This is a genomic window from Pseudomonas tehranensis (assembly GCF_014268615.1).
Classification (GTDB): Bacteria; Pseudomonadota; Gammaproteobacteria; order Pseudomonadales; family Pseudomonadaceae; genus Aquipseudomonas; species Aquipseudomonas tehranensis.
Map to the genome: position 1 here is coordinate 1 of NZ_JABWQV010000289.1, position 5602 is coordinate 5602.

The 5602-nt window shown below is 61.6% G+C and carries 7 protein-coding genes; all 7 read left to right on the top strand.

Annotation, left to right across the window (positions count from 1 at the left end; translation table 11 throughout):
- Positions 1–184 precede the first annotated feature (184 nt).
- The 7 genes from hisB (at position 185) to dapC (ending at position 5444) form a co-directional block, all read left to right on the top strand.
- Positions 185–778, top strand: a complete 594-nt coding sequence (gene hisB, locus HU811_RS24200) for an imidazoleglycerol-phosphate dehydratase HisB (protein ID WP_003186751.1) — start codon at positions 185–187, stop codon at positions 776–778.
- Complete coding sequence (hisH, locus tag HU811_RS24205) at positions 778–1416, top strand: imidazole glycerol phosphate synthase subunit HisH (protein ID WP_047226898.1); 639 nt, start codon at positions 778–780, stop codon at positions 1414–1416. Before hisB ends, hisH begins: the two co-directional genes overlap by 1 nt.
- The gene (locus HU811_RS24210; RefSeq protein ID WP_092401401.1) at positions 1416–1670 is read left to right on the top strand and encodes a DUF2164 domain-containing protein; all 255 of its coding nucleotides are present in this window, start codon (positions 1416–1418) and stop codon (positions 1668–1670) included. The genes hisH and HU811_RS24210 overlap by 1 nt, the downstream gene beginning before the upstream one ends.
- 42 nt (positions 1671–1712) lie before the next feature.
- Positions 1713–2450 (top strand): 1-(5-phosphoribosyl)-5-[(5-phosphoribosylamino)methylideneamino]imidazole-4-carboxamide isomerase, encoded by a 738-nt coding sequence (gene hisA, locus HU811_RS24215; protein WP_047226900.1) that lies wholly within the window; start codon positions 1713–1715, stop codon positions 2448–2450.
- A gap of 9 nt (positions 2451–2459) precedes the next feature.
- Positions 2460–3230 carry an imidazole glycerol phosphate synthase subunit HisF gene (hisF, locus tag HU811_RS24220; protein WP_186658496.1) on the top strand — a complete coding sequence of 257 codons (771 nt, stop codon included), beginning with the start codon at positions 2460–2462 and terminating at the stop codon, positions 3228–3230.
- Positions 3231–3293: 63 nt separating this feature from the next.
- Positions 3294–4040: a substrate-binding periplasmic protein gene (locus tag HU811_RS24225; RefSeq protein WP_186658497.1), complete on the top strand. Its 747-nt coding sequence runs from the start codon at positions 3294–3296 to the stop codon at positions 4038–4040.
- Between the two features lie 204 nt (positions 4041–4244).
- Positions 4245–5444, top strand: a complete 1200-nt coding sequence (gene dapC / locus HU811_RS24230; protein ID WP_092401222.1) for a succinyldiaminopimelate transaminase — start codon at positions 4245–4247, stop codon at positions 5442–5444.
- The last annotated feature ends 158 nt before the right edge of the window (positions 5445–5602 follow it).

Genomic DNA, 5602 nt, shown 5'->3' on the forward strand with positions numbered 1-5602 from the left:
TTTCGCGAGCAAGCCCGCTCCCACATTTGATTTTGGGTGATGGCAAAAAATGCTTGTATGGACATGTCTATCGCCGACAGCCGGGGATTCATCCCGTCAGTGATGTCACCTCTTATGTTTCTGTTTGCCGCTCGCGCCCCTATAATGGCTGCCTTTTTCGCCCAATGATTTTGCGGAGCTGGTGATGGCCGAACGTAAGGCGTCTGTCGAGCGCGACACTCTGGAAACCCAGATCAAAGCCTCGATCAACCTGGATGGCACCGGAAAGGCCCGGTTTGATATCGGCGTGCCTTTTCTTGAGCACATGCTGGACCAGATCGCCCGCCACGGGCTGATCGACCTGGATATCGTCAGCAAGGGTGACCTGCACATCGACGACCACCACACGGTGGAAGACGTCGGCATCACCCTGGGGCAGGCTTTCACCAAAGCCATCGGCGACAAAAAAGGTATCCGTCGCTACGGCCACGCCTACGTGCCGCTCGATGAGGCGCTGTCGCGCGTGGTGATCGACTTCTCCGGCCGTCCGGGCCTGCAAATGCATGTGCCGTACACCCGTGCCACCGTTGGCGGCTTCGACGTGGACCTGTTTCAGGAATTTTTCCAGGGCTTCGTCAACCACGCCAATGTGACCCTGCACATCGACAACCTGCGTGGGCACAACACCCACCACCAGATCGAAACCGTGTTCAAGGCCTTCGGCCGCGCGCTGCGCATGGCCGTGGAGCTCGATGACCGCATGGCCGGGCAAATGCCCTCCACCAAGGGCGTTCTGTAATGCAGACGGTCGCGGTTATCGATTACGGCATGGGCAACCTGCACTCGGTGGCCAAGGCTCTCGAGCACGTGGGCGCCGGCAAGGTACTGATCACCAGCGATGCCGACGTGATTCGCGAAGCCGACCGGGTGGTCTTTCCCGGCGTCGGTGCGATTCGTGACTGCATGGCCGAGATCCGTCGCCTGGGCTTCGACTCGTTGGTGCATGAGGTCAGCCAGGACCGTCCGTTCCTCGGCATCTGCGTGGGCATGCAGGCCTTGCTCGAGAGCAGCGAGGAGAACGACGGCGTCGATTGCATCGCGATGTTTCCGGGCCAGGTGAAGTTTTTCGGCAAGGATCTGCACGAAGACGGCGAGCACCTCAAAGTTCCGCACATGGGCTGGAACGAGGTGAAGCAGACGGTGGATCACCCCCTGTGGCACAACATTCCGGACCTGGCGCGCTTCTACTTCGTGCACAGCTACTACATCGCGGCCGGTAATGCCCGGCAGGTAGTGGGCGGCGGTCACTATGGCGTCGACTTCGCCGCGGCCTTGGCCGACGGTTCGCGCTTCGCTGTGCAGTTCCACCCGGAGAAGAGCCATACCCATGGCCTGCAACTGTTGCAGAACTTCGCGGCGTGGGACGGTCGCTGGTAATGGCCCGCAAGAAACCGCCGATCCTCACCCTCACGCCCGAGCAGGAGAGTGAGGCGAACCGCAAGATCCAGCGGTTCATGGAGGATCGTTTCGAACTGGAGCTGGGTTCGTTCGAAGCCGCGGAAATTCTTGAGCTGTTTACCCGCGAAATTGCTCCGCACTATTACAACAGGGCGATTTTCGATGTGCAGGCGCACCTTAAAGAAAGGTTCGAGAGCATCGAAAGCGACTTGTGGGCGCTCGAGAAAAACTGATTTCCGAGCCAAGCTGAACATTCGAATTTGAAGGTTTGCCAGATGCTGATTATTCCCGCTATCGATCTCAAGGACGGCGCTTGCGTACGTCTGCGTCAGGGCCGGATGGAAGACTCCACGGTGTTCTCCGATGACCCGGTGAGCATGGCCGCCAAGTGGGTGGAGGGCGGCTGCCGTCGCCTGCATCTGGTCGACCTGAACGGTGCTTTCGAAGGGCAGCCGGTGAACGGTGAAGTGGTCACGGCCATTGCCAAGCGCTATCCGAATTTGCCGATCCAGATCGGCGGTGGCATCCGCTCGCTGGAAACCATCGAACACTACGTCAAGGCCGGCGTGAGCTATGTGATCATCGGCACCAAGGCGGTGAAAGACCCGGCGTTTGTCGCCGAGGCTTGCCGCGCCTTCCCGGGCAAGGTCATCGTTGGCCTGGATGCCAAGGACGGTTTCGTCGCCACTGATGGTTGGGCTGAAGTCAGCACCGTGCAGGTGATTGACCTGGCCAAGCGCTTCGAAGCCGATGGCGTGTCTGCCATCGTCTACACCGACATCGCCAAAGACGGCATGATGCAGGGCTGCAACGTTCCGTTCACTGCCGCCCTGGCCGCCGCCACGAAGATCCCGGTGATCGCCTCCGGCGGCATCCATAACCTGGGCGACATCAAGGCGCTGCTCGACGCCAAGGCGCCAGGCATCATCGGTGCGATCACCGGTCGTGCGATCTACGAAGGCACACTGGATGTTGCTGAGGCCCAGGCCTTCTGCGATTCCTACAAAGGCTGAGGACTCACCATGGCGCTGGCAAAACGCATCATTCCCTGTCTCGACGTGGACAACGGCCGGGTGGTCAAGGGCGTCAAGTTCGAGAACATCCGCGACGCCGGTGACCCGGTGGAAATCGCTCGTCGCTATGACGAGCAGGGCGCGGACGAGATTACCTTCCTCGACATCACGGCCAGCGTCGACGGCCGCGATACCACGCTGCATACCGTCGAGCGCATGGCTAGCCAGGTGTTCATCCCGCTGACCGTGGGCGGTGGCGTGCGCACCGTGCAGGACATCCGCAACCTGCTCAACGCCGGTGCGGACAAGGTGTCGATCAACACCGCTGCGGTGTTCAACCCGGAATTCGTCGGTGAAGCGGCGCAGCGTTTTGGTTCGCAGTGCATTGTCGTGGCCATCGATGCCAAGAAAGTCTCCGGCCCGGGCGAAACCCCGCGCTGGGAAATCTTCACCCACGGCGGGCGCAAACCCACCGGCCTGGACGCCGTGGAATGGGCGAAGAAGATGGAAGGCCTGGGGGCCGGTGAGATCCTGCTGACCAGCATGGACCAGGACGGCATGAAAAACGGTTTCGACCTGGGCGTCACCCGCGCCATCAGCGATGCCTTGGGCATTCCGGTCATCGCCTCCGGCGGCGTCGGCAACCTGCAGCACCTGGCCGATGGCATCCTTGAAGGCCATGCCAGTGCGGTACTGGCGGCAAGCATTTTCCACTTCGGCGAGTACACCGTGCCGGAAGCCAAGGCTTACATGGCGCAGCGTGGTATCTGCATTCGCTGATTGCTGGACACCATGGCGGGCCCAAGGCACTCTTGGGCACACCATGGATTACGGTAGCCCGACATGCTTAAACGCCTTGTTCTTGCCTTTGCCGGTGCCTCGTTGCTGCTTGCAGGCGCCGCCCGCGCCGCCGATACCTCCCTGGTGTTGCTGACGGAAAACTTCCCGCCCTACAACATGGCCAAGAATGGCAAAAACTTCGCTCAGAACGAGAACATCAATGGCATCGCCGTGGACATTGTCCGCGAGATATTCAAGCGTGCCGATATCAACTACAGCCTGACGCTGCGTTTCCCGTGGGAGCGAATTTATAAACTGGCCCTGGATAATCCCGGGTACGGCGTGTTTGTCACGGCGCGATTGCCCGAGCGTGAAAAACTCTTCAAATGGGTCGGCCCGATTGGCCCGGACGACTGGATCATGCTCGCCAAGGCCGACAGCAAGATTTCTCTGGACTCGTTGGAGCAGGCGCGTCAATACAGGATCGGGGCTTACAAGGGTGACGCGATTGCCGAGACCTTGGCCAAGCAAGGGCTGAACCCGATTGTCGTGTTGCGCGATCAGGACAACGCCAGGAAGCTGGTCAATGGTCAAATCGATCTGTGGGCCACCGGGGATCCGGCCGGGCGCTATCTGGCGCGTGAGGAAGGGGTGAGCGATCTGAAGACCGTGCTACGGTTCAACAGTGCCGAGTTGTACCTGGCGTTGAACAAAAACGTGCCCGACGACGTGGTCGCCCGCCTTCAAGCGGCCCTGGATGAACTGCGCCAGGAAGGTGCGGTGGACGCGATCATGGCGCGGTATCTCTGAAGACCACGGCGCCGCCATCGCGAGCAGGCTCGCTCCCACACTGGATCTGCGGTGGGCACATGACTGGCGAACAACCCGACACCCTGTGGGAGCGAGCCTGCTCGCGATAGCGGCGGAACATCCAGCATTGATGTTGCCTGACCCACCGCTATCGCGAGCAGGCTCGCTCCCACAAGGACCGCGCCAAACATTGACGAGGCCCCGATGAACAACGCTCTGAACCAGCTCCAGCCCTACCCGTTCGAAAAGCTCCGCGCCCTGCTGGGCAGCGTCACGCCAAACCCGGACAAGCGGCCAATTGCCCTGTCCATCGGTGAGCCCAAGCACCGCTCGCCGAGCTTTGTAGCCGACGCCCTGGCCAGCAATCTGGAAAAAATGGCCGTGTACCCGACCACCCTCGGTATCCCGGAGTTGCGTGAAGCGATCGCGGGCTGGTGCGAACGTCGCTTCAACGTGCCGAACGGCTGGCTGGACCCGGCGCGCAACGTGCTGCCGGTAAATGGCACCCGTGAAGCGCTGTTTGCCTTCACCCAAACCGTGGTCAACCGTGGCGACGATGCGCTGGTGGTCAGCCCGAATCCGTTCTATCAGATCTATGAAGGCGCCGCGTTCCTGGCCGGGGCCAAGCCGCATTACCTGCCCTGCCTGGACGAAAACGGCTTCAACCCGGACTTCGATGCCGTCTCGCCGGACATCTGGAAACGCTGCCAGATCCTGTTCCTGTGCTCGCCTGGCAACCCGACCGGCGCGCTGATTCCGGTGGACGTCCTGAAGAAACTCATCGCCTTGGCCGACGAGCACGACTTCGTCATCGCCGCAGACGAGTGCTACAGCGAACTGTACTTCGACGAACAGACCCCGCCGCCAGGCCTGCTCAGCGCCTGCGTCGAGCTCGGCCGCCAGGATTTCAAGCGCTGCGTGGTGTTCCACAGCCTGTCCAAACGCTCCAACCTGCCAGGCCTGCGCTCCGGTTTCGTCGCCGGCGATGCGGACATCCTCAAGGGCTTCTTGCTGTATCGCACCTACCACGGCTGCGCGATGCCGGTTCAGACCCAACTGGCAAGCATCGCCGCGTGGAACGACGAAGAGCATGTACGGGCTAACCGTGCGCTGTACCGGGAGAAGTTCGACGCGGTGCTGGAAATCCTCAGCCCGGTGCTGGACGTGCAACGTCCTGATGGCAGCTTCTATCTGTGGCCGAATGTGGCGGGCGATGATGCTGCGTTCTGCCGGGACCTGTTCGAACAGGAACACGTCACCGTGGTGCCGGGCTCCTACCTGTCCCGCGATGTGGATGGCGTCAACCCAGGCGCCGGGCGCGTGCGCATGGCCTTGGTCGCGCCGCTGGCCGAGTGCGTGGAAGCGGCGGAGCGGATTCGGGCGTTCATTCAGCGTCGGGGTTGATGGCTGTCTCGCACTGAAGTGGACCGCTGTTGTGGCGAGGGAGCTTGCTCCCGCTGGGCTGCGCAGCGGCCCCATAGCAGTCAACTCAATTTGCCTCACACACCGGGTTGTCAGGTTTGGGGGCGCTTCGCGCTGGAGCGCCAGCCCGGCCCAGCGGG

What these genes read in the sequence shown, in the direction of transcription:
- hisF (WP_186658496.1), top strand. Translation starts at nt 2,460, where the DNA reads ATGGCGCTGGCAAAACGCATCATTCCCTGTCTCGACGTGGACAACGGC.
- hisA (WP_047226900.1), top strand. Translation starts at nt 1,713, where the DNA reads ATGCTGATTATTCCCGCTATCGATCTCAAGGACGGCGCTTGCGTACGT.
- HU811_RS24225 (WP_186658497.1), top strand. Translation starts at nt 3,294, where the DNA reads ATGCTTAAACGCCTTGTTCTTGCCTTTGCCGGTGCCTCGTTGCTGCTT.
- hisH (WP_047226898.1), top strand. Translation starts at nt 778, where the DNA reads ATGCAGACGGTCGCGGTTATCGATTACGGCATGGGCAACCTGCACTCG.
- hisB (WP_003186751.1), top strand. Translation starts at nt 185, where the DNA reads ATGGCCGAACGTAAGGCGTCTGTCGAGCGCGACACTCTGGAAACCCAG.
- dapC (WP_092401222.1), top strand. Translation starts at nt 4,245, where the DNA reads ATGAACAACGCTCTGAACCAGCTCCAGCCCTACCCGTTCGAAAAGCTC.
- HU811_RS24210 (WP_092401401.1), top strand. Translation starts at nt 1,416, where the DNA reads ATGGCCCGCAAGAAACCGCCGATCCTCACCCTCACGCCCGAGCAGGAG.